Origin of the sequence: Allokutzneria albata, from assembly GCF_900103775.1 — a bacterium.
Taxonomy (GTDB): domain Bacteria; phylum Actinomycetota; class Actinomycetes; order Mycobacteriales; family Pseudonocardiaceae; genus Allokutzneria; species Allokutzneria albata.
Genome location: NZ_LT629701.1, coordinates 4,033,244 through 4,056,193 on the forward strand (window position 1 = coordinate 4,033,244; position 22,950 = coordinate 4,056,193).

Below are 22,950 nucleotides of genomic sequence, written 5' to 3' on the forward strand. Positions count from 1 at the left end.
AGTGGACACAGCTCACTCCAGTTCCATGCCTGCGGTCTCCGGGAGGCCGAGCAGCGCGACCACGGCGATGCCGTAGGCGAACGCTCCAACGATCATCGCGCCGCCGACGCCCATGGTCACGGCGAGGAAGCCGACGATCGTGGGGAACAGCGAGCCGACCGCGCGACCGAAGTTGTAGGTGAAGCCCTGTCCGGTCCCGCGCAGCGCCGAGGGGTAGAGCTCGGCGAGGAACGCGCCGAACCCGCTGAAGATGGCCGACGTGCAGAAGCCGAGCGGGAACCCGAGGAGGAGCACGAGCGTGTCCGCACCGACCGGGACGGCCGTGTAGCCGACGATCAGCACCGCCGAGAGCACCGCGAACAGCACGAAGGTCTTCTTGCGCCCCAGCCAGTCGGTGAAGTACCCGCCGGTGACGTAGCCGATGAACGCTCCGGTGATCTGGAAGGCGAGGTAGCCGCCCGTCCCGACGACGGTCAGCCCGCGCTCGGCCTTGAGGTAGGCCGGGATCCAGGTCGCGAGGGTGTAGTAGCCGCCCTGCACACCGGTCGCGAGCAGCGCCGCGAAGAACGTGGTGCGGCCGAGCCTGCCGCGCATGATCGCGCGGAACGTGCCCCGCTCTTTCGCGGTGGTGCGGCGCTTTTCGGTCGCGGGCGAGTCGGTCACGTTGCGCCGCACGTAAAGGATCAGCAGCGCGGGCAGGGCTCCGGTCCAGAACAGCACCCGCCAGGCGAGATCGGGATCGACCAGGTTGAACACCACCGTGTAGACCACGACGGCGAGCCCCCAGCCGACCGCCCAGGCGCTCTGGATGAACGCCACCGTCCGCCCCCGGTACTGCGACGAGGCGTACTCGGCGACCAGGATCGCGCCCGCCGCCCACTCCGCTCCGAAGCCGATGCCCTGCAGCGCGCGGAAGACGAGCAGCGTCTCGTAGGTCGGCGCGAACCCGCAGAGCGCGGTGAACAGCGCGTAGACGAGCACGCTGGCCATCAGCGTGCGCGCCCGGCCGACGCGGTCGGCGAGGATGCCCGCGCCGATGCCGCCGACCGCGGACATCACCAGCGTCACGGTGCTGAGCAGGCCCGCCTGCCCGCTGGAGATCCCGAAGTAGGCCGAGATCGCCACCATGCCCAGCGGCAGCACCTGGAAGTCGTAGGAGTCGAGGCCGTAGCCGCCGAAGGAGCCCACGAAGGCGCGCTTGCCCTTGGGGCCGAGGGTGCGGAACCACGCGAAGGGCCGCGTGTCCTGGGCGGTGTCTGTGCTCATCTGCCCTCCAGCTGCTGTGGGGTGGACCACACTGAAGGTAGAGGATTGTTGAACAATCCCTCAAGAGGAAAGTTGTTTCGTTCTGGTATCCGGTGCTTGACTGGATCGGTGAACGCCTCGCTCTCCCTCGAAGCCGACCGCGCCCTGCTCGGCCGCATCAGCACGGCGGACAAGGTGGCCGAGATCCTGCGCACCCGGATCATCGAAGGGGCCTTCCAGCCCGGCGAACGGCTGGCCGAGGACAAGATCGTCAAGGCGCTGAACATCTCCAGGAACACGCTGCGCGAGGCGTTCCGGCTGCTCACCCACGCGCGGCTGCTCACCCACGAGATGAACCGCGGCGTGTTCGTCCGCTCACTGACCGCCGACGACGTCCGCGACCTCTACCGGGTCCGGCGGATGCTCGAATGCTCCGTCGTCGGCGCGATCACCGCACCGCCCGCGGGCCTGGCCCAGGTCGAGGCCGCCGTCACCGAGGGCGAGCGGGCCGAGCGCGCCGGCCAGTGGCGCGAGCTGGGCACCGCGAACATGCACTTCCACCAGGCGCTCATCGGCTTGGCGGGCAGCCCGCGGCTCGACGAGATGATGCAGCAGATCATCGCCGAGCTCCGGCTGGCCTTCCACGTCATGAACGACCCGAAGCGCTTCCACGCCCCGTACCTGAGCCGCAACCAGCAGATCCTCGCCGACCTCCGCGAAGGCGACGGCCCCTCCGCCGTCGAGAAGCTGGCCGACTACCTCACCGTCGCGGAGAACCAGCTCCTCACCGGTTTCGCCACCCACGCGAAAGATCTCTCATAACTGACCATTTTGTCGCACTAATGACTTTTCGAGCGACCACGACACTATGAGCGCGAAACACTTTCGTGGCATTTCTTCGGGCTGTCACGAATAATTTGCCGTAACCTCTGCCAACTGGGACGCTCTTCGCTTCGGTTTCGCGGCGTGGCGGCGGCGCTGTGGCGTCACTGTCACATTCCCTTGGAGTTCCAATGCGTGTTGTGTCCACAGCAGCCGCCCTCGCGGCCGTGCTGTGCCTGGGCCCCTTGGCCGTTCCGGCGTTGGCGAAGGACGGCACGATCTACCCGGACGGCAGGGACGGGTGCGCTGTCGCCTGGTCGTACGGACCAGGGACGTCATCGACCACCGTCTACTACAACAACCACTGCAACCGCACGATTCGCCTCCGCCTGACTTACGAGGTGCTCGGTCCGCCGTCGTACCCCCCGAACCACGTGACGGTGCACTGCTACATCGCGGCCCCGAAAAAGACGAAGGACAACAAGAAGGTGAACTTCATCGTCAAGGGGCTCGACGGCAAGGCCACCGACAAGAAGTGCTGACAGCACCGACCCCCGCCCGGGTTCGCCGTCGTCGACGACAGTTCGGACGGGGGTCGGGTGCATTCGAAAGACGGGGGAACTACCCGAGGACGGACTCGATGGCGGCGACGACCTCGGGGGCCTTGGGATCGGTGGTGGGGCGGAAGCGGGCCACGACCTTGCCGTCCGGGGCGAGGAGGAACTTCTCGAAGTTCCACTGGACGTCGCCCGCCTCGCCGGAGGCGTCGGGGTGGGCCGTCAGCGCGGCGTAGAGGGGGTGGCGGCCGGGGCCGTTCACCTCGATCTTCGAGGTCAGCGGGAAGGTGACGCCGTAGGTTGTCGAGCAGAACGACTCGATCTCCTCCTGCGTGCCCGGCTCCTGGCCGGCGAACTGGTTGCACGGCACGCCGACCACCGTGAAGCCGCGGTCGCCGTACTCGCGCTGCAGCTCCTCCAGCGCGGTGTACTGCGGGGTCAGACCGCAGCGGGAGGCGACGTTCACCACGAGCGCGGCCTTGCCGCCGGTCAGCTCGTGCGGGGCGGTGACGCCATCAAGAGAAAGCAACGCGAACTCTCCTCGAACGTTCAGACTCGGTGCAGCACGGCGGGTTCCGGCAGCACCTTGCGCAGTACTCCCCGTGGCAGGCCACGGGGTTGCCACTCGCGCGGATAGCCGAGCGAGACCTCTTCGAAGCGGACGCCGTCGTAGATGTCGGTGATCGGGATGTGCAGGTGGCCGTAGACCGCGACGGCGGCGCGGTAGCGGGTGTGCCAGTCCTCGGTCAGCCTGGTGCCGCACCACAGCGCGAACTCCGGCCAGTACAGCCGTTTCGTCGGCCCCGGGTGCAGCGGCCAGTGCGAGATCAGCACGGTGCGCATGTCCTCGGGGATCGCGTCGAGGCGGCGCTTGGTGTAGGCCACCCGCGCCCGGCACCAGGCGTCGCGGCCGGGATAGGGGTTGGCGTGCAGGAACACCTCGTCGGTGCAGACCACCCCGGCCTCATGGGCGCGTTCGAGCGCCTGCTGCTTCGTCTCGTTCTCGTTGCGCAGCGTGTAGTCGTAGAGCACGAACAGCGGTGCCAGCACCAGCTTCTCCGTGCCCGCGTCCCACACCGGGTACTCGTCCTCGGGGGTGACCACGTCCAGGCTCCGGCACAGCTCGACCAGGTGCCGGTAGCGCGGTTCGCCCTTGAGCTGCACGGAGTCCTTGGGCAGCGTCCACAGCTCGTGGTTGCCCGGCACCCAGATCACCTTGGCGAAGCGCTCGCGCAGCAGCCGCAGCGCGTACTCCACGTCCTCGACCAGGTCGGCGACGTCGCCCGCGACGATGAGCCAGTCGCCATCGGTCTCGGGGCGGATGTCGTGCAGGACCTTCCGGTTCGCCTCGCGATCCATGTGCAGGTCGGCGACGGCGAGCAGGTTGGGCCCGGTGGACTGTGGCTGCATGGACGCCGACATTACCCGCGCGTCCTGACACGAACGTCCTCGATGAGACCCACCAAATGTGACCGGCTCGCGGTGAGGCGGTCGATGCGCTCGTCGAGCCCGGCCAGCTCGCGCTCCAGCACACCCAGCAGCGGCCCCGTGGCCTCCGGATCGCCGCACAGCGTCGAGAGCACCTGGCGCACCACCGGTGTGGGCAGGGCGGAGGAGTGCAGGCGGCGGATGCACCGGACCCGGTCCACCGCGTTCTCGTCGTACTCGCGGTAGCCGCCGCCCGTGCGCGTGGCGCTGAGCAGCCCCTGTTCGTCGTAGTAGCGCAGCATGCGGATGCTGACCCCGGTCCGCCTGCTCAGCTCGCCGATCCTCATTCCACCCCCGTATTCCCGGCCGCGGCGAACATCACCGGCGGTTGACCCTCACATCCATGTGAGACTTTAGCGTCGGTCCTCGTGATCGCCCTAGTCCTGATGCTGTGCGCCTTCTCGGTCGGCACCTCCGAGTTCGTCATCGTCGGAGTGCTGCCCGAGGTCGCCGCCGACCTCTCCGTCTCCCTGCCCGTCGCCGGGATGCTGGTGACCGCCTACGCCGTCGCGGTCGCGCTCGGCGGGCCGGTCCTCACCGTGCTCACCGGACGGCTCCCCCGCCGCCCGCTGCTGATCGCCGTGATGGCGCTCGGCACGGTCGCCGCCGTCCTCTCGGCGCTCGCCGCCGACTACACGCTGCTCATGGGTGCGCGCATGCTCGCAGCGCTCGCCCAGGGCCTGTTCCTGTCGGTCGCCTCGCAGGTGGCCATCGCCTCAGTCCCACCGGAGCGGCAGACCGCCGCGGTCGCCAAGGTGGTCAACGGAATCGCGCTGTCCACTGTGCTCGGTGTGCCGGTCGGAACGCTCGTCGGCCAGGCCTACGGCTGGCGCGCGTCCTTCGTGCTCGTCACCGCGCTGACCGTGATCGGCCTGATCGGCGTGCTCGTCGCCTGCCCGCGCGTTGCGCACGAGCCGGAGCCGAGCGTGCGCGAGAGCATGTTCGCCTTCGCCAAGCCGACGGTCCTGCTCGGCCTGCTCACCACGGTCCTGACCTTCACCGGCATGATCACCGCCTTCACCTACGTCACGCCGACCCTGCGCGAGGTCACCGGCCTCAGCCCGGGCTGGGTCACCGCGATCCTGCTGGTCTACGGGCTCGGCACGGTCGTCGGCAGCAACCTCGCCGGACGGGTCCAGCCCGCCGCGATCCCGCGGGTGCTGCCGATCCCGATCGCCGTGCTGACAGTTCTGCTCGTGGCACAAGGGTTCTTGATGCACAACGCGGTCACCGCGGTGCTCGCGCTGTTCCTGCTGGGCGCCAGCGCGTTCGCCACCGGTCCGCTGTTGCACACCTGGCTGATGGGCCAGGCGGGCCGCGCCGCCGGACTGGTCGCCTCGGTGAACATCTCCGCGTTCAACGTGGCGGCGGCCTTCGGACCGCTGCTGGGCGGCGCGGTGATCGGCGGCGGGCTCGGCCTGGACCTGGTGCCGGGCGTGGCCGCGGCGCCCGCGCTGGCGGGCGCCGCGGTGGCACTGGTGATCAGCTCTCTGGTCCGCTCGTCTCGGCCAGCTCGCCATCGCGCACCCGCAGCCATCGGTTCACCCGGATCGCCCTGAGGAAGTCCAGGTCGTGGCTGACGACCACGAACGCGCCCCGGTAGGCGTCGAGCGCGTTCTCCAACTGCCCCACGCTCACCAGGTCCAGGTTGTTGGTCGGCTCGTCCAGCAACAGCAGCTGCGGCGCGGGATCGGCCGAGAGCACGCACACCAGCGTCGCTCTCAGCCGCTCCCCGCCGGAGAGCACTCCGACCGGGCGGTGCACGCTGTCCCCGCGGAAGAGGAACTGCGCCAACCGGTGGCGCAGCTCGGTCTCCGGGCGCTCCGGCGCCGCCGCCTTCAGGTTCTCCCAGATCGTCCGGTTCTGGTCGAGGGTGTCCAGGCGCTGCGACAGGAACGCGGTCCGGCCCGCGTTCCTGCGCACGGTGCCGGTGGACGGTTCGAGCCGCCCGTCCAGCATCCGCAGCAGCGTGGACTTGCCCGAGCCGTTCCCGCCGATCAGCGCGATCCGTTCAGGGCCGCGGATCGCCAGGTCCACCGGCCCGGCGAACACGGGCGCGGCACCGTAGGAGGCGTTGACCCCCTCGGCGACGAGCACCGTGCGCCCGGCGGGAACCTCGGTGTCCGGCAACGAGATCGCGATCTTCGACTTCTGCCGGATGTCCTGGTTCGCCTGCTCCAGCTTGGTCTTCGCGTCCTCAAGGCGCTGCGCGTGCATGTCGTTGGCCTTGGCCGCCGACTCCTCCGCGTAGCTCTTGCGCTGATTGGCGATGATCTTCGGCAGGCTCAGGTTGGACAGGTTCTTCTTGGCGTTGCCCGCCCGCTTCGCCGCGCGCTCCTTGGCTTCCTGGGCCTCGCGCTTCTGCCGCTTCACCTCCTGCTCGGCCGTCCGGACCGCGCGCTCGGCCGCTTCCTGTTCGCGTTCAACGGCTTCGGTGTACTCGGTGAAGTTGCCTCCGTACACACGGACCTCGTCGCCGACCAACTCGACGATCTGGTCCATCCGGTCCAGCAGCGCACGGTCGTGGCTGACCACCAGCAGACAGCCCTTCCACGACTCGACGACGGCGTACAACCGTTCGCGCGCTTCGAGATCGAGGTTGTTGGTCGGCTCGTCGAGCACCAGCACGTCCGGCTGCTTCACCAGCTGCGCGGCCAGGCCGAGCGAGATGATCTGCCCGCCGCTGAGAGTCCGAAGTGGACGGTCGAGGCCGACGTCGGCGAGGCCGAGCCGGTCGAGCACCGCACGCGCCCGCTCCTCGACGTCCCAGTCGGTGCCGACGATCGCGAAGTTCTCCTCGGAGGCGTCCCCCGACTCGATCGCCGCGATGGCCGCGCGGACCGGTGCGATGCCCAGCACCTCGTCGACGGTGTCGTCCAAGGTCAGGGCCAGCGTCTGCGGCAGGTAGCCGAGTTCACCGTCGACGCCGACAGATCCCGCGGTCGGCTTCAGGTCACCGACGAGCAGCCGCAGCAGCGTGCTCTTGCCGGCCCCGTTGGGGGCGACGAGCCCGGTGCGGCCGGGCCCGATCGCCAGGGTCAGCCCGGAGAAGACCGGGGTGTCGTCCGGCCACGCGAAGGACAGGGAGGTGCACGAAAGGGAAGGATGAGACATGGTTCACCGCGCTTGTGATCACAGCCGGATGCGGCCGAGGAGGACGGGACGAGGAGTGAGGTGACGGGCCGACGAGGGCCGGTCGGTATCACTCGGAGATGTCGTCGTCGCTCAGGAGCACAGCGCGGGGCCTCCCTGGGTAGGCGATGTCGCCGACCACAGTACAACCGCCCGGGGAGGCGCGCACGGGTTTTTCACCGCGGAGGAGCGGCGGGCTCAGCCTCCGTGATCCAGATCGGTTCGTCCGCGCACTGGACGCGGACGCCGGGTCCTGGTTCGAGCCGGGTCCGCACCACGCGAACCCACCTGCCGTCCAGTTCCGCGAAGGGGCCGGCAATGCCAGCGCCGAAGTAGAAGGTCCGAACCTGGTTGTGGACCGAGCGCGCGGGCCGGGACCAGTCGATGTAGGAGTAAGCCTCTTCCAACGCGCCCGCGTAGGTCGCCTGCGACTCGTCCTGCGGTTCTCCCCGGGACCCGCTCGCCGCGCGGTCCAGGGCGTCAGCGACCAAGCGCTCGATCTCCGGTCCGAGCATCGGCCACAACCCGTCGAACGTCACGTACTCCGGCAGCGGGATACCCCCGCGTTGAACGATGACGTTCCCGGTGTCGATCCGTTCGTCCATCCAGTGCGCGGTGAGGCCGATGTCGGGATCGCCGTTGCGCAGCGCCCACTGCACGGGCGCGGGCCCCCGGTACCGAGGGAGCAGCGACGCGTGGATGTTGATGAAGCCGAGGCCCGCGGCGGCCAGCGCGATCGTCGGGACGCGCCAGGAGAACCCGCACACCACAACGACGTCCACTCGGTAGCCGCGCAGCGCGTTCACCAGACCGTCCACATCGCCGGGCAGCAGCAGGTCGACCCCGGTCGGCATCACCGGCACGACGTCGGAGACCTTCGCTCCGATCCCGGCAGTGGCGCGCCCACCCGGCCGGCTCGACCTCCCGACCGCGCACAGCACGATCTCGTGTCCGGCAGCACGACATCCCGCCTGGAGCGAGACGAAGAGGTCCGCCCGAAAGGACACGAGCGCGACGCGGAGCCCCACGGCGTCCTCAGCCCGAGATCCGGGCTCGGGACCGTTCGCGCAGACGCCGGGCTGCGGGATCGGTGAAGTCGTCCAGCGCAGTGAGCGCGGAGCGCGCGTGTTCGTCGGCCGCCGCCGGATCACCGCTCTCCGCCACGGCGTCGGCGAGATTGACCAGCGCACCGGCCAATGCCCAATGATCACCGAGTTCCCGGAACACAGCCGAGGCTCGGAGATGGAAGTCGATGGCCTCTTTGTGTTGTCCCCGCAGGCGATACGCCTCACCGGTCGCGTCGAGTGCGACGGCCTCGCGCCCGCGATCGCCGATCCGCCGTTGCGCCACGGCGGCGCGGTGGTAGGAGTCGATCGCGTCGTCCACTCGCCCCAGCGCGACCTGCACCCGGCCGAACTCGACCAACCACCACGCTTCCCACGCCCGGTTGTCGAACTCCTGAGCGATTCCCAGTGCGGTCTCGATCGCGAAGAGCGCTTCTGCGGGATTGCCGGCACCACGCAGGATCTGACTCGCGCACCGCAAGGCATCGCCTTCCGCGCCACGGTCGCCCAGTTCCCGGTAAATCGCCAAGGCGCGCTGGTGCGCGGCCTTGGCCGCCTCGTAGTCCTCCAGTTCCGCCAACGCGTAAGCAAGGTTGTTCGCGGCGATGCCCTCCCACTCGCGATCTCCGAACCGCACCGCGAGTTCCAGCGTCTGTTCGAAATGCGCTCTGGCCTCGGCGAGGCGATGCGCGCGGAGCACGGCGAGGCCGATCCCGTTCAGCGATGCGATCTCCCCGGCCACGTCTGCGGTGGCGCGGCGGATGTCGAGCGCCGCGCGGTGGAAGCGGACACCCTCCGGCAACGATCCCGACTGGGTGTGCATCTTGGCGACGCTCTCCAGGACCATCGCCTCGTCCGCCGGTCCGCCCACCGCCCGCACCGCGGGCAGGGCGATGTCACCGGTGACGCGCCAGTCGTCGAAGTGGTTCAGCCGGGCGTACACACGGTGCAGACACGTGGCGAGCTGCCAGGCGATGTCGGAGAACTGGGCCTCCGCCGCGCCCCGCACGGCTGCCAGGAGGTTCGGCCGTTCCTGCTCGTACCACACCATGGCGGTGGCGTGGTCGGAGAACGACTCGTCGTCTCCGGCCAACGGCACGGACGCCGTCCGCGGGGCCACCGCTCGCACCATCGCAGCGGCTCGCCGGAGGTACCAGAGCAACGCCCTGCGCAGCGCCTCCTGTCGCGCCTCGGGGCTCTCCTCCAGGCGGACCTGGTCGATCGCGTAGGCACGCAGCAGATCGTGGAACTGGTACCGGCGCGCCGACAACTGCTCGAGCAGGTGTGCCCCGGCCAGGTCGTCGAGCAGGCGGCGGGCCCTGCTGACCGGGATCCCGGCCAACTCGGCGGCGACCTCGGCCCCGAAGTCCGGTCCTGGGTGCAGGCCCAGGAGCCGGAACAACCGGCCGGCGTCCTCGGTCAGCGCTCGGTAGGACCAGGCGAACACCGAGCGGACGGCGTCGGACTCCTCGTCGTCGCCCGTCGTCAGCGCGTCCCACAGCGCCGACTCGTCCCGCAGGTCGGCGATCAGTTCCCGCAGCGGCATCCGCGGCCGGCAAGCGGCACGCTCCGCGGCGATGCGCAGCGCCAGCGGCAGCCGGGCGCACAACTGAGCCAGCTCCGCCACCTCGGCCAGGTCGTCCTCCGGCCGGTAATCGCCGACCAGACCGCGGATCAGGGCGATCGCCTCGGGCTCGTCCAGCATGTCCAGCGACAGCCGTCGGGCCCCCTCCCGAGCCACCAACCCGGACAACCTGCTGCGGCTGGTCACCAGCACCAGGCAGCCCGGCGATCCGGGCAGCAACGGGCGGACCTGGCCAACGCTGGAGGCGTTGTCCAGCACGACCAGCATCCGCCTGCCCGCCAGCTGCGACCGGTAGATGCCCGCCCGCGCCTCCAGGTCCGTGGGGATCGCCGCGCGCGGCACCTCCAGCGCGGCGAGGAACCGTTCCAAGGCCTGTTCCGCCGAGATCGGCCGCCCGGGATCGTAGCCGCGGAGGTTGACGTAGAGCTGTCCGTCGGGGAAGCGGTCGAGCACCTTGTGCGCCCAGTGCACGGCGAAGGAGGTCTTGCCGACGCCCGCCGTGCCGACGATCACGCAGACCGGGGAGAGCCGCGACTCCGTCTCCGTGGCCAGGATGAGGTCGAGCCGGTCGAGGTCGGCGGAACGGTTCACGAACCCGCGCACATCCCCGGGCAGCTGCCTCGGCACGGCGGGAGTACGGGCGGCGCTGCCGTGGAAGTGGACTCCACCACTGATATCACGCGCCTGAACGACGTCCTGGGCCCGGCCGGACAGCTCGGACTCGGTCGTCTCCCAACGCCCGTCCGGAGCTCCGCTCCCGGATTTCTCCTTCGCCATCGTCGCCCCGATCCGTCAGGCGACCCGCGGCGGATCCAGTGGCGCGACCCTTCGAGCGAAAAAGGCTTCGACGTCCTCGCCGACCTCGTACAGGCCCCGAATGAAATCCCGCCAGGATTCCACGTCCGAGGACCGCTCGGAAAGAATAGCTCCAGAAAGGGAACCACTATCGTCGTAGAGCACTTCGTAAACGGCCGACGAACCGACCGTCACAATTTCCGGCAAAATGCCTCGCGGCTCAAATCTTGACACGTGCCGCCCGCCTACGATGCGTATCCGCTCACCGAGCTGGTTGCGTTGCACCAGAGAGTGCAGCTGCCATTGCAGATAGGGCGATATCTCTTCCTCGACGACCCGGACCCGATAGGTCACGAATCCACTGCGGGCAACGCGGTCGTAGTACTCGCGGAGGTCGTCCCGCCGCGCCCGGATCAGGGCGAGCGACTCCTCCCAGTCCCCGCGGGTGAACGCGTCCCAGCTCGCGCTGCCGGACTCGCGGAAGGACTGGATGCGTTCCAGCTTCCAGAAGTCGTGGCGGTCGATCGCCCAGAACCTCGGGTAGAAGTCCTCGAGGTAGTCCTCCGGCGACAGCCGGGAACCGGTCGGCCTGCGCGGTAGCGGTTCACTCATTGGGGATGTCGTCCTTCGCGGCTATCAGCATCTGGCGGGGCAGCACGACGAGGCGCTCGTCCGTCCCGATGCTCACGTCCACCGGCAGGCGCGAGGCGTACTCGGCGGTGAGATCCCTGCCGATGACCGCGATGTCGCCGTTGTCCAGCTCCCAGAGATCGGGGCACGTCGGGTTGTTGTCGGTCATCCCCAACTCCAGAGCGGATTTCCCCAACCGACGCTTGAACGAGGCGGAACTATTGGCTTCCCATCTACGAAACATGACGGCCCCCCGCACGCGCAACGACATGTCAGAAAATTGATCTTAGCATGTCGATCTTGAGCAGAGCAGGCCAGTCCACCGCACGGACCAGCCATTCACCCATCCCCGCCAGCTTGCCACGGGCGCAAGGAACAGTTCGTGACAATCTTTCCACAAGAGACCAGAGGATGCAGGGCACCTACGCCGTGGTGACGAATACCGGATTCGTCTTGCCGACACCCGCAGTAAAGACTAGAGAAGTGCCAGAAAGCCTTTCAGGCAACCGCCTTGCGCCAATCGGAACCGTCTGATCAGGCCGCGGCCACTCGGCGGCGGTGCAGCACGACGGCGAGCACCGCGGCGGCGAGCGCGAGCAGGACCAGGCTCACCCAGCCCGCGATGGACGCGACGCGCTCGTAGGCGCTGCCCGCGGTCCAGCCGACCACCACCCAGGTCGATCCCCACAGCAGCGACACGGGCACGCTCCAGGACGCGAACCGGCGGTAGGACAGCCCGGCCATGGCGGCGAAGCGGGGCATCAGGGTGCGGATGCCGACCACCCACTGTCCCAAGAGGACGGCCCGGCCGCCGAACCGGTCGAGCAGGTTCTCCGTGCGGTGCCAGCGCTCCGCGCCGATGCGGCGCACGATCCGGCTGTCCGGCAGGCCGTCGGCCCGGCTGAGCCTGCGGCCGGACGCGTAGGCGAGCGTGGTCCCCAGCGCGGCGCCGACCGCGGCGACGCAGCCCGCGGCGACCAGGCTGACGTTGCCGACGTAGGCCAGGAAACCGAACAGCAGCAGGCCGCTGACCCCGGGCAGCACGACGCCGAGCACGATCGCCGCCTCCAGCGTCACGAGCACCCCGAAGACCAGGTGGACCAGCGAGGGCGGCAGGCCGGCCAGGGTGTCACGCAAGACGGTCATGGCGGGGCCTTCGGCAAACGTAGGTCAGCGCGGGCATCAGGTTGCGCCACACGGTCCGGGTGATGAGCACTTCGTCGAAACTACCTCGAAGCATCCGGCGGAACCGCCTCGCTCCCGCCATCGGATACGCGTTGAGGTAGCTGAACGTGGTGAACGCGCCGTCCGGTGTGAGCACCTTCACGATCTGGCCGAGGATGCGCAACTGTTGCGCGGGCGGGAAAAGCGTCCACGGCAGGCCGCTCACCACAGTGTCCACTTTGTCCAGTCCACGGGCGGCGAGCAGATCGCCCAGTCGCGCGGCGTCGCCGTGCACCAGTTCCAGATCCGGCCGATTCCGCGCGAGCAGGCGGATCATGTCCTCGTCCAGCTCCACCGCGATGTGCCTGCCCGCCGCGGGCAGGCGGTCGGCGATGGCCGAGCTGACCACTCCGGTGCCCGGCCCCAGCTCGACCACTGTCGGTGTCCCGGTGCTGGGCACCACCTCGGCCAGCCGTTCGGCGAGCCGGGGAGAGCTGGGCGCGATGGCGCCGATGACGTTCGGATTGCGCACCGCGGCCTGGAGGAACGGCAGCAGTTCGCTGTGCTTGGCGGACATGGCTCCACCTTCGCCGGGACCGCGCCCCGCCGCCTCGACCTCCGAGCCGGACCCGCTCCTCCTTCGGCAGGAGGCGACCCCGACTCGCGCGGCCTACCGTTCTCAGGGTGAAAGTGCGGGCGGGAACCGGGCTGCGGCGACTGGTCAGGGTCGTGCCCGCGCTGCTGGCCCTGCTCTACCTGGTCCCCGGTCTGCTGGTCCCGCTGGCGTGGTGGCGCAGCACAGAGGAGTACGAGTGGGCGATGGTCCTGGCCTCGGCCGCGCTCGCGCTCTACTCGGGACGGTTGTCCCTGGTGGCGGTGCTCCTCCAGGTGGCGCTGCTGATCGCCGTCGACCAGGAGTTCGCCGCGGGCAGCGAGGTCGTCCAGCTCGCGTTGCTGATCAACCTGTTCGGGCTGACCGAACGGCCGGGGCGGGAGCTGATCGTCGGGACCGTGGGGGCGACGGTGGCCACCGTGCTGAACCTGGTGGACGTGCCGTTCGACCGGGCCCCGGCGCCGTTGATGCCGGTGGGCGCGTGCATCGTCGCCGCGCCGGTGCTGCTCGGCCTGCACCAGCGGGCCCTGCGCGACGCCGCGTCCCAGGCCGAACAACGGATGCAGGAGACCGTGTTGCGCTCCGAGCTGGAGCGGCGGCAGGCGACGGCGAGCGAGCGCGCGGCGATCTCGCGGGAGCTGCACGACCTCGTCGCCCACCACGTCGCCTCGATCGTGCTGCGGGTCGGCGTCGCCCGGCACGTCGCCGCCGACACCGATCCCCGCATCCGCGCGGTGCTCGACGACGTGCACACCACCGCGACCACCGCACTGGAGGACCTGCGCCGCCTGGTCAGCGTGCTGCGCGATCCCGAGCGGGGACCGGTCTCGCCGCTGCCCGATCCGGCCGAGCTGATCGAGTCGCTCAACGACCTGGTGCGGCGCACCCGGCAGGCCGGGCTGACGGTGACGGCGGAGTTCGGCCCCGGACTGTCCACATTGGACTCCGTGCGGCGGTTGGCGGTGCTGCGGATCGCCCAGGAGGCCCTGACCAACTCGCTCAAGCACGCGGGCGGGGGCGCGGCCGCGCGGCTGAAGGTCTCGCTCACCGAGGCCGAGGCGGTGGTCGTCGAGGTCGCCGACAACGGCGGGTACGCGGACACCAGCGGACTGCAGGTCCCCGGTGGGCACGGGTTGGTGGGCATGCGGGAGCGGGTGGAGCTGCTGGGCGGTTCGCTGCTGGCGGGCCCGGCCCCCGGGGGCGGGTGGCGGGTGACCGCCGTGCTGCCGGAGAACAGCGGTGAGGAGCGCGGATGATCAGGGTGCTGCTGGTGGACGACCAGCCGCTGGTGCGCGCGGGGCTGCGCATGCTCTGCGACACCGAGGAGCTGATCGAGGTCGTCGGGGAGGCCGGGGACGGGGAGCAGGCGGTGCGGCTGGCCGAACGGCTGACGCCGGACGTCGTGCTGATGGACCTGCGGATGCCCCGGCTGGACGGCATCGAGGCCTCCCGCCGCATCCTGCGCAACCTGCCCGCCACCCGGATCGTGGTGCTCACCACGTTCGACGACGACGACCACCTCTACCCCGCCCTGGAGGCAGGGGCCTGCGGTTTCCTGGCCAAGGACGCCGAGCCCGCCGAACTGCTGGCGGCCATCGGGCGGGCCGCGGCCGGGGAGAGCCCGTTCAGCCCGAGGGTGCTCGACCGCCTGGTCGACCAGGCGCTGCGGGCCAGGCAGCCGCGCCGGGCGACGGGTCCGCAACTGCCTGAGGGGATCACCGAACGGGAACGCGAGGTGCTGGCGTTGCTCGGCGACGGCCTGGCCAACGCCGAGATCGCCGAGCGGCTGAACCTGGGCGTCACCACGGTGAAAACGCACGTCGCGGGCCTGATGGGCAAGACGGGGCGGGCCAACCGGGTGCAACTGGCCATCCTGGCCGTGCAGCTCGGGCTCTCCGGCGGCTAGTCGGGGTTGCGGTCGCCTCCGCACTGGGACACGCTGCTGGTGTGACCCAGGAAAGGATCCAGCTCGATCTGGACGAAGTGGGCGTCGCGGTGGATCTTCCCCAGCCCACGCACTCACAGGACCAGGTTCGAGACGTCCCCTATCGGCCGGTGGAGTTCCGCGACGACGACCTGCCGAGCGCATTGGAACGCACCGCGGCGTGGCTACGCGCGACCCAGCAGTGGCTGGGTGAACCCGTTGACGTCATGGCCATCCACCTCGACTACGACGACCGGGAAGGCGTCCCGTATTACGAGGTCAGGCTGCTGTGCAACGAAGAGGACCTGGCGGGAGCGCCCATCGCCCTGCGCAACCGGGCCGGGTAGCGCGCACACGGTTCCGTAGTCAGTCGTCAGTTCCAGCGGTGGGGTCGCTTACGGGCCCCACCGCTTTCTGTACCAGCGATTACTCGCTACCGTTGACGGTATGACCGTGCTGCCGGACTGGATGCGCCCTCCTCGCGCCGAGGGCTGGTATGCGGACGACCTGGACCACCTACCCGAGGCTCCCCGCCACACGGAACTGATCGACGGAGCACTCGTCTTCATGATGTCGCCCCAGCGGATCTGGCACAGCCGCGTCGTCACCGCGCTCAACAACGAGCTGACCGCCCAGGCTCCGGAGGAAGTCAGCGTCGAGCGCGAGATGACCATCCGGTTGGACGATCGGAATCGACCCGAACCGGACCTCGTCGTCACGACGGCGCCGCTCGAACTGGATCGCACCTGGTTCGCGCCCGAGGACGTCGTTCTCGTCGTCGAGGTCGTCTCCGCGGAGTCGGCCCATCGCGATCGGACCGTGAAGCTGCGCAAGTACGCCGAGGCGGGCATTCCGCACTACTGGATCGTCGAGGACGAGAACACGGCGCCGGTGGTCCACGTCTACGAACTCGACGGACCGACGAAGACCTACGTCCCGGTGTGCATCGCCCGGGACGTCCTCGACCGTCCGGTCCCCTTCCCCCTCCACGTGGAGCTGAGCAGTCTCATCCCGCGTCGCCGGTGATCATGCGGCGGTGCAGGTCGGCGGCCGCGACGGGGTCCGGGGTGGTGAGTTCGACCAGGGCCAGCCACGCGGCCGCGCGCGCGGTGTCGGCGGCGGTCACGGCGGGTTCCGACAGCCGGGCCAGCACCGCCGCGCGGAGCGGGGTGTCCTCGGTCAGCAGGCCCCCGGCGAGCACGAGCGGGCCGGGTACCTCGCCCAGTTCCGCCAGCGTCGACAGCAGGCGCTCGGCGGCCCTCGTGACCACAGTGGACGCCGACGCTTCGGCGTCGGCGAGGTCGAAGACGACCGGTGCGAGCGCGGCGATCTCGGCGCGGGAAGCGGTGTAGACGGCGGTCAGCAAGCCCTCGCGGGAGCCGGCCTCGAAGTGGTCGAGGACGCGCGCCCCGAGCGGGTCGGGTTCGACACCCGCGTTGAGCGCCCGCGCCGCGTGCCGGATCGCCTCGCGTCCGATCCAGTATCCGGAGCCCTCGTCGCCGATGAGCCAACCGAGCCCGTCCGCGGCGCGCAGCTCCGCACGGGAGCGGATCTCGACGGCCACCGCCCCGGTGCCCGCGATGAGCACGCGGCCGCTGGGATGCGCGGTTCCGGCAGCGAACGCCACCGGGGCGTCCCCGTATGTCCATAGTGGACAGTTCAGCCCGGCCGCCGCCCACTCCGCGTCGTAGGCCGCCCGCACCGCGGGATCGGTGAGCCTGCTGTAACCGGCCATGCCGACGACGCCCGCGCGCACCAGGGCGGGTTCAAGCCCCTCCAGGGCGAGCGAGACGGCCTTGCCCAGCTCGGCGGCCGCCCGCTCCGGGTCGCCGCCGGTGGGGTTGCCGGGACCGGCCCGGCCGACGCCCGCGACGCGCCCGTCCAGGGTCGCCGCGATCACGCGGGTGGTGCTTCCGCCGCAGTCCGCTCCGAGCACAAGCATGAAAATTATGTTCACCCTTTCGCTCATCGTCGTCTTGTGGCAACAATTCTTACCGAAGACGGCTAATCAGGGAAGAAGCAACGTAGATGGCGCTCGACGGCGAAGGACTGCTCGCACGGCTGCGCACGGAGCTGCCCGGACTGCCCGAGGCACTGCAGCGCGTCGCCGAGCTGATCCTGCGCGATCCGGAGGAGGCCGCGCAGTCGACGATCGTCGACCTCGCCGAGCGCTCCGGGACCTCCCCCGCCACCGTGACCCGGTTCTGCCGCACCCTCGGTTTCCGCGGCTACGCGGGCCTGCGGGTGGCCATCGCCACCGAGATCGGCCGGGCCGCGCAGGCGCGCTGGGAGATCGACGTCGACCGCGACATCGCGCCGGACCACCCGTTGCAGCGGGTGCTCGGGGTGATCGTCAACGCCGACACCCAGGCGATCCGCGAGACCGCCGACCGGCTGGACCTGACCGCGGTGGAGGTGGTCGCCAGCAGCATCGCCGAGTCGATCGGCTCCGGCCGCCGGGTGGAGGTCTTCGGCGTCGGCAGCAGCGCGGCGGCGACCACCGAGCTGGTGTTCCGGTTGCAGCGGCTGCGGGTGGCGTGCTGGCACCGGGCCGAGGCGCACTCCGCGCTGAGCAGTGCCGCGCTGCTGCGCCCCGGCGACCTGGCCATCGGCGTCTCGCACAGCGGCCGCACCCGTGAGGTGATCGAGTTCCTGTCCGAGGCGGCCGAGCACGGCGCGATGACGGTCGCGGTGACCTCCTACCCCCGCTCCCCGCTGGCCGAGAGCGCCGAGCTGGTGCTGACCACCGAGACGCACGAGACGAGCTTCCGGCTGGCCGCGCTCTCCGCCCTGCACTCCCAGCTGCTCGTGCTGGACCTCGTCTACGTCGCCGTGGCGCAGCGCAGCCACCCGGCCGTCGACGAGGCGTTCGAGCTGACCGCCCGCGCGGTCCAGACCCACCGGCTTCCCGAACATCCGATCCGGAAGGGGAAACACCGTTGACAGTCTCTGCCCAGGGTTACCTCGAAGTGATCACTGATCTGGTCAGGACCGTTGGTACCGAACAGCTTCCCAACATCCACGCCGCCGCGGACGTGATCGCCGACTGCGTGCGCGCCGGTGGTGTCGTCCAGGCGTTCGGCTGCGGGCACTCCGAGGCGCTGGCCATGGAGATCGCCGGGCGCGCGGGCGGCCTGGTGCCCTCGAACCGGATCTCGTTGCGGGACCTGGTCCTCTTCGGCGGCGAGCCCGTCTCGGTGCTGGAGGGTCCGCTGCTGGAGAAGGACCCGACCGTCGCGCACCGGCTCTACGAGCTGGCCCCGGTCGGCGCGGAGGACGTGTTCGTGATCGCGTCCAACTCGGGTGTGAACGGGCTGATCGTGGAGTTCGCCCTGCACGTGAAGTCCAAGGGGCACAAGGTGATCGCGCTGACCTCGCGGCAGCACACCGACCTCGTCGAGTCCAACCACCCGAGCGGGCGCAAGCTGGCCGAGCTGGCCGACGTGGTGCTGGACAACGGTGCCCCGTACGGCGACTCGGCGCTGCCCCTCCCCCGCCAAGGGGAAACAGGCGCAGCGGGAGCCGTCGGCGCGGTCTCGTCGATCACCGCGGCGCTGCTGGCCCAGCAGATCACCGTCGAGGTCGTGCGGCGACTGCTGGCCGACGGCGCGGAACTGCCGGTCTACCTCTCGGCCAACATCCCCGGCGGACGCGAGCACAACAAGGTGATCGAGGACCGCTACGCCGGGCGCATCCGTCGAACCGCTTGAGCGGAGGAAACCCTGTGAACCCGACTACGAGACGTTCAGTGCTTCGCGGAGCGTTGGCCGCGGCGGCGACCCCCCTGCTCGCCGGCTGTGTGACGGCGGGCGGCGGAGACCAGGGCCCCGCGCTGCGCGGGCAGATCACCAAGGACAACCCGCTCGGCGTCGCCCTCGACGCGCCCCTGGAGGTGGTGATCTTCAAGGGGGCCTACGGCGACCAGTACGCCCTCGACGCGGAGCGCGCCTACAACCAGCGGCACCCGCAGGCGAAGATCAACCACCAGGCCATCCAGAAGGTCGGCGAGGCGCTGCAACCGCGCTTCGTCGCCGACACCCCGCCTGACGTCGTGGACAACACCGGCGCGGGCTCGCTGGACCTGCCGACGCTGGTGAAGGCCAACCAGGTCAGCGACCTCACCGAACTGCTGGACTCGCCCTCGCTGCACGACCCGGCCGTGCGGGTGCGCGACACGTTGCTGCCCGGCGTGGTCGACGACGGCACGTTCAACGGGCGCCCCCGCGCGCTCAACCTCGTCTACACCGCCTGGGGCGTCTGGTACTCCCGCACGTTGTTCGCCGAGCGCGGGTGGTCCTATCCCAAGACTTGGGACCAGATGCTCACGCTCTGCGGGGAGATCAAGAAGTCCGGGATCGCGCCGTGGACGCACCAGGGCAAGTACCCGGACTACGTCGGCGATCTGCTGGTGTCGATGGCGTTCAAGGCGGGCGGGAACGAGCTGCTGCTCGCCGTGGACAACCTGGAGCCCAACGCCTGGAAGCACGAGGCGATGGTCAACGCGGCCACCGCCTTCGCCGAGCTGGTGGGCAAGGGCTACGTCATGCCCGGTTCGGAGGGCCTGTCGCACACCGAGGCGCAGGCCGCGTGGTCGCAGGGCAAGGCGGCGTTCCTGCCGTGCGGCTCGTGGCTGGAGAGCGAGCAGAAGGGCGTCACGCCGGAGAGCTTCCAGATGGTGATGATGCCGCCACCCCAACTGTCCACTTCGGACAAGATGCCCGCGAACGCGGTGCGCGCGGGCGGTGCGCAGAGCTTCATCGTGCCGGAGAAGGCCCGCAACCGGCAGGGCGGGATGGACTTCCTGCGCACGCTGTTCGCGGTGCCGCAGGCGCGCCGTTTCGCCGAGCTGGCCAGCGCGCTGCCCTCGGTGAAGGGCGCGACCGAGGGGCTGCGCCTGTCGTCCGGTGCGGACTCCGTCCGTGCTGCCGTGAACGCCGCCGGGGACAACGCGTTCCGCTACCGCTTCCGCACCTGGTACGGCACGTTGAAGAAGGCGTGGGACGACGCGACGGGCGAGCTGTTCACCGGGCGGCTGACCCCGCAGCAGTGGGCCGACCGCGTGCAGCGCGCCGCGGACGCGGTCGCCAGGGACCCCAACATCACCAAGTACCGGCGCTGACGTGAAGCACGGCAGATACCGCTTCCTGGCGATGGCGATCCTGCCTGCGCTGGCCCTGCACGTGATCTTCGTGCTCTCGCCGTACGCGCAGGCGTTCTACCTGTCGTTGACCGACTGGACGGGGGTGGCGGGGCAGGCGAACTTCGTCGGCCTGGACAACTTCGCCCGGCTCGGCGAGGACCCGCTGTTCCTGTCGGCGCTGGGCAACAACGCGCTGATGCTGATCGTGGTCCCGCTGGCCACGATCGCCATCGCCCTGTTCCTCGCGTCCATGCTCAACCTCGGCGGGCGGCGCGGGCGCGCCGAGGTCTCCGGGGTCGCCGGCGGGAAGGTCTACAAGATCGTCTACTTCTTCCCGCAGCTGCTGTCGGTGCCGATCATCGCGGTGCTCTGGCAGTTCGTGTACAGCCCGAACAACGGTCTGCTCAACGGTTTCCTGACCGCGGTGGGGCTGGACGGGCTGACCCGCACCTGGCTCGCCGACGGTTCGGTGGCGCTGTGGGCGGTGATGGCGGTGATGATCTGGTCGGCCGTCGGGTTCTACGTCGTGCTGTTCAGCGCGGCCATGGACTCCATCCCCCGCGAGCTGTTCGAGGCGGCGCGGCTGGACGGCGCCGGGCGCTTCGCGACGTTCCGCTCCATCACGCTGCCCCTGGTGCGGGACAACGTCAACGCGGCCTTCGTGTACCTGGGGATCGCGGCGCTGGACGGCTTCGCGCTGGTGCAGATCCTGTCGGTCGGCCCCGGCGGTCCCGACGGCGCCACCGAGGTGATCGGGCTCGGCCTGTACCGCAACGCCTTCTCCTTCGGCCAGTTCGGCTACGCGTCGGCGATGGGCGTCGCACTGTTCTTCCTGACCCTGACGCTGGCCGTGGTGGCGATGCGCTCGGGCCGCCGCACGAAGGTGGAGATGGCATGAGGCGACTCGGTGACGGCGCGATCCACCTGTTCATGGCGGCGTGGGCGGTGATGGTCGCGTTCCCGTTGGTGTGGGCGGTGATCAGCTCGCTCAAGACCGACGAGCAGATCCTGACCAGCCCGTGGTCGCTGCCCGACCGCCCGCACCTGGAGAACTGGTCGCGGGCGTGGGAGCAGGCCTCGATCGGCGAGTACTTCCTCAACAGCCTGGTCGTGGTCGGCGGAGCGCTGCTGCTGACCATGCTCCTCGGCTCGCTCGTCGCCTACGCGCTGGCCCGGTACTCCTTCCCCGGCAACAGGTTCCTGTACTACCTGTTCGTCAGCGGCATGCTCTTCCCGATGTTCCTGGCCCTGGTGCCGCTGTTCTTCGTCGTCAAGCAGCTCGGGCTGCTGGGGAGCTACCCCGGCCTGATCCTGGTCTACACCGCGTACGCGTTGCCGTTCACGGTGTTCTTCCTGACCGGGTTCTTCCGCACCCTGCCCAACGAGGTGGCGGAGTCGGCGGCGCTGGACGGCTGCTCGCACACGGGGATCTTCTTCCGCGTCATGCTGCCGATGGCCAAGCCGGGGCTGATCAGCGTGGGGATCTTCAACTTCCTCGGCCTGTGGAACCAGTACCTGCTGCCCCTCGTGCTCAACCCGGACCCGGCGAACTACGTGCTCGCGCAGGGCCTGGCGGCGCTGTCGGTGAGCCAGGGCTACCGCGGCGACTTCAGCGGCCTGTTCGCCGGGCTGACGATCGCGATGCTGCCGGTCCTGGTGGTGTACCTGGTGTTCCAGCGCCGCATCCGCTCCGGCCTCACCGCGGGCGCCGTGCGGTAGCGGCTGCGCGTCACCCCAGCCGGAGCAACGCTGCGGACTCGATGAGACCGCAGCGTTCCAACTGGCCGAGGACCTCGTCGAAGGTCTCGGGCGGGTTCACGCGCTCGTCCACGATCTGTTGCACGCAGGCGTACACGACGCGGTCGTTGATGCCGATCAGATCGAGGACGAAATCATCCGGGGTCTTCGCCTCGATGTCCCACTGCGCCAAGTAGTCGGCCGGAAAGTCCCGAACGTTGTCCGTGACGATCACCTGCGCCCCCACCTTGATCGCCGCGGCCAGGACGTGCCGATCGTCGGGGTCGGGCAGATCAAGGCCGCCGACGAGCGGTTCGTAGCCGTTGACGAGGCAGTCCGGGATCGTCTTGTTCATCAGTCCGCGCAGGCGCAGGAGGGTCTCCTCGGCGGCGCCCCGCCGCTTCGCGATGGCCGCGCACATCTCGTCGAGAATCCGCTCGGTCCACTTCGCCTGCACCGGACGAGCACCCGCGAGCCTGATCAGAAGATTGCGGGATGTGTTGCCGTACAACGAACAAGCGTCGTAGACGACGAAGGGCATGTGTCAGTCCGATCCCAGTTCCTGATCGAGACGCGTCAGCTCGTCGATCGCGTCCTTGCGGCGGAGGTCGTCGCGGCGCTGGTAGTCCACGAGGTCGTCGAAGCGGATCCGCCGGTGCCTGCCGACGAGCCGGAACGGGATCTCACCCCGCTCCAGCAGGCCGATCAGGTACGGACGAGAGACGTTGAGCTGGTCGGCCGCCTGTTGCGTGGTGAGTTCCGCGTGCAGCGGCATGATCTGCACACCCTGGCCGTTGGCCATCGCCGCGAGCACGTGCGCGAACATCTCGACCGCCGGTCGCGGCAGCACGAGCGCGACCCCGGGACCACCCTCGACCAGGATCTCCAGCTCGTCGGCCTCGGCGCGGTCGCTGATCAGGTAGTCCTTCACGCGTCGAAGTGCGCGGGCGGCCACCTCGCGGTCGACCACGCCCGGAGCGACCTTGCCCGCTTCCCCGGTTCTGGACATACCCCACCTCCTCCAACCGCATTATCCGCAATATTCGCAACCATC

26 protein-coding genes are annotated in these 22,950 nt (G+C 69.7%); 12 read left to right on the top strand and 14 right to left on the bottom strand.

Going from position 1 to position 22,950, the window contains the following annotated elements; genetic code table 11:
• Positions 1 to 12: 12 nt before the first annotated feature.
• A complete protein-coding gene (locus tag BLT28_RS17790; RefSeq protein ID WP_030429729.1) occupies positions 13 to 1,266 on the bottom strand; it encodes an MFS transporter in 1,254 nt (417 codons plus the stop codon).
• A 108-nt stretch (positions 1,267 to 1,374) separates the two neighbouring features.
• Here BLT28_RS17790 and BLT28_RS17795 point away from each other — a divergent pair, with 108 nt between their 5' ends.
• Entirely contained in the window at positions 1,375 to 2,067 is a 693-nt protein-coding gene (locus BLT28_RS17795) for a GntR family transcriptional regulator (RefSeq protein WP_030429730.1), read from the top strand.
• A 200-nt stretch (positions 2,068 to 2,267) separates the two neighbouring features.
• A complete protein-coding gene (locus BLT28_RS17800; RefSeq protein WP_083383760.1) occupies positions 2,268 to 2,609 on the top strand; it encodes a hypothetical protein in 342 nt (113 codons plus the stop codon).
• 79 nt (positions 2,610 to 2,688) lie between these two features.
• Here BLT28_RS17800 and BLT28_RS17805 read toward each other — a convergent pair whose 3' ends face one another.
• The 3 genes from BLT28_RS17805 to BLT28_RS17815 are packed head-to-tail and all read right to left on the bottom strand — an operon-like array spanning position 2,689 to position 4,399.
• Positions 2,689 to 3,153 (bottom strand): glutathione peroxidase, encoded by a 465-nt coding sequence (locus tag BLT28_RS17805; RefSeq protein ID WP_052407342.1) that lies wholly within the window; start codon positions 3,151 to 3,153, stop codon positions 2,689 to 2,691.
• A gap of 20 nt (positions 3,154 to 3,173) precedes the next feature.
• Positions 3,174 to 4,034 carry a metallophosphoesterase family protein gene (locus tag BLT28_RS17810; protein WP_030429733.1) on the bottom strand — a complete coding sequence of 287 codons (861 nt, stop codon included), beginning with the start codon at positions 4,032 to 4,034 and terminating at the stop codon, positions 3,174 to 3,176.
• A gap of 11 nt (positions 4,035 to 4,045) precedes the next feature.
• Positions 4,046 to 4,399 (bottom strand): MerR family transcriptional regulator, encoded by a 354-nt coding sequence (locus tag BLT28_RS17815; RefSeq protein WP_030429734.1) that lies wholly within the window; start codon positions 4,397 to 4,399, stop codon positions 4,046 to 4,048.
• Between the two features lie 81 nt (positions 4,400 to 4,480).
• Between BLT28_RS17815 and BLT28_RS17820 the strand changes: the two genes are divergently transcribed.
• Positions 4,481 to 5,671: an MFS transporter gene (locus BLT28_RS17820; protein ID WP_231950817.1), complete on the top strand. Its 1,191-nt coding sequence runs from the start codon at positions 4,481 to 4,483 to the stop codon at positions 5,669 to 5,671.
• On the opposite strand, the gene abc-f is transcribed toward BLT28_RS17820, so the two are convergent.
• The 7 genes from abc-f to BLT28_RS17855 all read right to left on the bottom strand — a co-directional run bounded on the left by abc-f (position 5,595) and on the right by BLT28_RS17855 (position 13,059).
• Positions 5,595 to 7,226 carry a ribosomal protection-like ABC-F family protein gene (abc-f, locus tag BLT28_RS17825; protein ID WP_030429736.1) on the bottom strand — a complete coding sequence of 544 codons (1,632 nt, stop codon included), beginning with the start codon at positions 7,224 to 7,226 and terminating at the stop codon, positions 5,595 to 5,597. The genes BLT28_RS17820 and abc-f overlap by 77 nt on opposite strands.
• Before the next feature lie 194 nt (positions 7,227 to 7,420).
• Entirely contained in the window at positions 7,421 to 8,272 is an 852-nt protein-coding gene (locus BLT28_RS17830) for a methionyl-tRNA formyltransferase (protein ID WP_030429737.1), read from the bottom strand.
• Positions 8,273 to 8,279: 7 nt separating this feature from the next.
• A complete protein-coding gene (locus BLT28_RS17835) occupies positions 8,280 to 10,670 on the bottom strand; it encodes an ATP-binding protein (protein ID WP_081900319.1) in 2,391 nt (796 codons plus the stop codon).
• Positions 10,671 to 10,685: 15 nt separating this feature from the next.
• Entirely contained in the window at positions 10,686 to 11,300 is a 615-nt protein-coding gene (locus BLT28_RS17840) for a DUF6879 family protein (protein WP_043811592.1), read from the bottom strand.
• On the bottom strand, positions 11,293 to 11,487 hold the full coding sequence (locus BLT28_RS17845) for a hypothetical protein (protein ID WP_231950818.1): 195 nt from the start codon (positions 11,485 to 11,487) through the stop codon (positions 11,293 to 11,295). Before BLT28_RS17845 ends, BLT28_RS17840 begins: the two co-directional genes overlap by 8 nt.
• A 365-nt stretch (positions 11,488 to 11,852) precedes the next feature.
• A complete protein-coding gene (locus BLT28_RS17850; RefSeq protein WP_052407343.1) occupies positions 11,853 to 12,464 on the bottom strand; it encodes a DedA family protein in 612 nt (203 codons plus the stop codon).
• A complete protein-coding gene (locus BLT28_RS17855; RefSeq protein ID WP_030429742.1) occupies positions 12,448 to 13,059 on the bottom strand; it encodes a class I SAM-dependent methyltransferase in 612 nt (203 codons plus the stop codon). The genes BLT28_RS17850 and BLT28_RS17855 overlap by 17 nt, the downstream gene beginning before the upstream one ends.
• Before the next feature lie 107 nt (positions 13,060 to 13,166).
• On the opposite strand from BLT28_RS17855, the gene BLT28_RS17860 reads away from it, so the two are divergent.
• The 4 genes from BLT28_RS17860 to BLT28_RS17875 all read left to right on the top strand — a co-directional run bounded on the left by BLT28_RS17860 (position 13,167) and on the right by BLT28_RS17875 (position 16,045).
• On the top strand, positions 13,167 to 14,351 hold the full coding sequence (locus BLT28_RS17860; protein WP_052407344.1) for a sensor histidine kinase: 1,185 nt from the start codon (positions 13,167 to 13,169) through the stop codon (positions 14,349 to 14,351).
• Positions 14,348 to 15,001 carry a response regulator gene (locus BLT28_RS17865; protein WP_030429744.1) on the top strand — a complete coding sequence of 218 codons (654 nt, stop codon included), beginning with the start codon at positions 14,348 to 14,350 and terminating at the stop codon, positions 14,999 to 15,001. Before BLT28_RS17860 ends, BLT28_RS17865 begins: the two co-directional genes overlap by 4 nt.
• A gap of 41 nt (positions 15,002 to 15,042) precedes the next feature.
• Positions 15,043 to 15,366, top strand: coding sequence for a hypothetical protein (locus BLT28_RS17870; protein WP_030429745.1), 324 nt, complete (start codon positions 15,043 to 15,045; stop codon positions 15,364 to 15,366).
• Positions 15,367 to 15,466: 100 nt separating this feature from the next.
• Positions 15,467 to 16,045, top strand: a complete 579-nt coding sequence (locus BLT28_RS17875; RefSeq protein ID WP_030429746.1) for a Uma2 family endonuclease — start codon at positions 15,467 to 15,469, stop codon at positions 16,043 to 16,045.
• Here BLT28_RS17875 and BLT28_RS17880 read toward each other — a convergent pair.
• On the bottom strand, positions 16,026 to 16,961 hold the full coding sequence (locus tag BLT28_RS17880) for an N-acetylglucosamine kinase (RefSeq protein WP_052407345.1): 936 nt from the start codon (positions 16,959 to 16,961) through the stop codon (positions 16,026 to 16,028). The two genes, BLT28_RS17875 and BLT28_RS17880, sit on opposite strands and share 20 nt — an antisense overlap.
• Positions 16,962 to 17,047: 86 nt before the next feature.
• Here BLT28_RS17880 and BLT28_RS17885 point away from each other — a divergent pair, with 86 nt between their 5' ends.
• From BLT28_RS17885 to BLT28_RS17905, 5 genes are read left to right on the top strand one after another with little or no spacing between them, the layout of a single operon-like run.
• Positions 17,048 to 17,962 carry a MurR/RpiR family transcriptional regulator gene (locus BLT28_RS17885; protein WP_030429748.1) on the top strand — a complete coding sequence of 305 codons (915 nt, stop codon included), beginning with the start codon at positions 17,048 to 17,050 and terminating at the stop codon, positions 17,960 to 17,962.
• A complete protein-coding gene (locus BLT28_RS17890; protein ID WP_030429749.1) occupies positions 17,959 to 18,729 on the top strand; it encodes a sugar isomerase domain-containing protein in 771 nt (256 codons plus the stop codon). The genes BLT28_RS17885 and BLT28_RS17890 overlap by 4 nt, the downstream gene beginning before the upstream one ends.
• A 38-nt stretch (positions 18,730 to 18,767) precedes the next feature.
• Positions 18,768 to 20,138 carry an N-acetylglucosamine/diacetylchitobiose ABC transporter substrate-binding protein gene (ngcE, locus tag BLT28_RS17895; RefSeq protein WP_197684049.1) on the top strand — a complete coding sequence of 457 codons (1,371 nt, stop codon included), beginning with the start codon at positions 18,768 to 18,770 and terminating at the stop codon, positions 20,136 to 20,138.
• A gap of 1 nt (position 20,139) precedes the next feature.
• The gene (locus BLT28_RS17900; RefSeq protein WP_030429751.1) at positions 20,140 to 21,057 is read left to right on the top strand and encodes a carbohydrate ABC transporter permease; all 918 of its coding nucleotides are present in this window, start codon (positions 20,140 to 20,142) and stop codon (positions 21,055 to 21,057) included.
• Complete coding sequence (locus BLT28_RS17905) at positions 21,054 to 21,878, top strand: carbohydrate ABC transporter permease (protein ID WP_030429752.1); 825 nt, start codon at positions 21,054 to 21,056, stop codon at positions 21,876 to 21,878. The genes BLT28_RS17900 and BLT28_RS17905 overlap by 4 nt, the downstream gene beginning before the upstream one ends.
• Positions 21,879 to 21,888: 10 nt before the next feature.
• On the opposite strand, the gene BLT28_RS17910 is transcribed toward BLT28_RS17905, so the two are convergent.
• Positions 21,889 to 22,437: a PIN domain-containing protein gene (locus BLT28_RS17910; protein WP_030429753.1), complete on the bottom strand. Its 549-nt coding sequence runs from the start codon at positions 22,435 to 22,437 to the stop codon at positions 21,889 to 21,891.
• Between the two features lie 3 nt (positions 22,438 to 22,440).
• Complete coding sequence (locus tag BLT28_RS17915) at positions 22,441 to 22,905, bottom strand: excisionase family DNA-binding protein (protein WP_030429754.1); 465 nt, start codon at positions 22,903 to 22,905, stop codon at positions 22,441 to 22,443.
• Positions 22,906 to 22,950: the final 45 nt, after the last annotated feature.